At 77.4% G+C, this 1737-nt stretch carries 2 protein-coding genes; both read right to left on the bottom strand.

Annotated features, from left to right (window positions below; genetic code table 11):
• Positions 1-111: 111 nt before the first annotated feature.
• Positions 112-1035 carry a 4-(cytidine 5'-diphospho)-2-C-methyl-D-erythritol kinase gene (locus ACFVXK_RS37790; RefSeq protein WP_389621672.1) on the bottom strand — a complete coding sequence of 308 codons (924 nt, stop codon included), beginning with the start codon at positions 1033-1035 and terminating at the stop codon, positions 112-114.
• On the bottom strand, positions 1032-1737 hold a 706-nt coding region (gene rsmA / locus ACFVXK_RS37785), incomplete at its 5' end, for a 16S rRNA (adenine(1518)-N(6)/adenine(1519)-N(6))-dimethyltransferase RsmA (RefSeq protein WP_389621670.1). The genes rsmA and ACFVXK_RS37790, both read right to left, overlap by 4 nt.

Here is a 1737-nt window from a genome sequence, read left to right as displayed (position 1 = left end):
GTCTGGGGGCGGAGCCCGCAGGAGCGGGGTCCGGGGCGGAGCCCCGGGGAACGGTGGAAGGGCGGGGCGGGGAGCAGCGCCGCAGGCACCCCGCGCGCCCGGCGGGCCCGGCTACGCCAGTACGGTGGCCCCCGCCGCGGGCGAGGCGGTGACCCGGGTCGCGCGGCACGTGCCGGAGGCCTCCAGCTCGGCCGCGACCTTCGCCGCCGCGTCGGCGTCCCGGACCAGGAACGCCGTCGTCGGCCCGGACCCGGACACCAGCCCGGCCAGGGCCCCGGCCCCGACGCCCGCCTCCAGCGTCCGCGCGAGCTCCGGCCGCAGCGACAGCGCCGCCGGCTGGAGCCCGTTGGACCGCGGCAGGACGGCCGCCAGCGCGTCCGGGTCGCCCGACGCGAGCGCGGCCAGCAGCTCCGCCGAGGCCTCCGGCACCGGTACGGCCGTGCCCTCCGTCAGCCGGTCGAACTCGCGGAACACCGCCGGCGTCGACAGCCCGCCGTGCGCGACGGCGAACACCCAGTGGAAGCCGCCGGCCTCGACCGGGGTGAGCACCTCCCCGCGTCCGGTGCCCAGCGCCGCGCCGCCCACCAGGCTGAACGGGACGTCGCTGCCGAGCTCCGCGCAGATGGCGAGGAGCTCCTCGCGCGGGGTGCCGAGCCCCCACAGCGCGTCGCACGCCAGCAGCGCCGCCGCGCCGTCCGCGCTGCCGCCGGCCATGCCGCCCGCGACGGGGATGTTCTTGGCGATGTGCAGGTGGACGGCGGGGGTGAGCCCGGCCCGGGCGGCGAGCAGCTCGGCGGCCCGCGCGGCGAGGTTCGTCCGGTCCAGCGGCACCTGGTCGCTGTCGGGGCCCTCGCAGCCGACGGTGGGCCCGTCGCCGTCGGTCGCGGTCGCGGTGACCTCGTCGTAGAGGGAGACGGCGAGGAAGACGTTGGCCAGGTCGTGGAAGCCGTCGGGGCGGGCGGCGCCCACCGCCAGCTGCACGTTGACCTTCGCGGGGACCCGTACGGTCACCGCCGTGCGCGGTGCGGCGCTCACAGCGCGGGCTTCTGCGCGTCGGCCGGCTTGTGCTCGGCGATCGCGGCGAACTCCTCGACCGTCAGGGACTCGCCGCGGGCCAGCGGGCTGATCCCGGCGGCGACGAGCGCGGCCTCGGCGGCGGCCGCCGAGCCGGCCCAGCCGGCGAGCGCGGAGCGCAGTCCCTTGCGCCGCTGCGCGAACGCGGCGTCGACGACCGCGAAGACCTCGGCCTTGGAGGCGCTGGTCGCGATCGGCTCGGAGCGGCGGACGAGGGAGACGAGCCCGGAGTCGACGTTCGGGGCGGGCCAGAAGACGTTGCGGCCGATGGATCCGGCGCGCTTGACGTCCGCGTACCAGTTGGCCTTGACGGAGGGGACCCCGTACACCTTGTTGCCCGGGCGGGCGGCGAGCCGGTCGGCGACCTCCGCCTGGACCATGACGAGGGTCCGCTCGATGCTGGGGAAGCGGTCGAGCATGGTGAGCAGCACCGGCACGGCCACGTTGTACGGCAGGTTCGCGACGAGCGCGGTCGGCGCGGGGCCGGGCAGCTCGGTGACGAGCATCGCGTCGGAGTGGACGAGCGCGAACCGGTCCTTCTTGCGCGGCATCCGCGCCTCGATGGTGGCGGGCAGCGCGGCGGCGAGGATGTCGTCGATCTCGACGGCGACGACCCGGTCGGCGGCCTCCAGCAGGGCGAGCGTCAGCGAGCCGAGGCCCGGG

The sequence above is a fragment of the Streptomyces sp. NPDC058157 genome (assembly GCF_042884105.1).
Classification (GTDB): Bacteria; Actinomycetota; Actinomycetes; order Streptomycetales; family Streptomycetaceae; genus Streptomyces.
The sequence above is the reverse complement of the archived record's forward strand: the minus strand, read 5'-3'. Positions and strand labels throughout refer to the sequence as shown.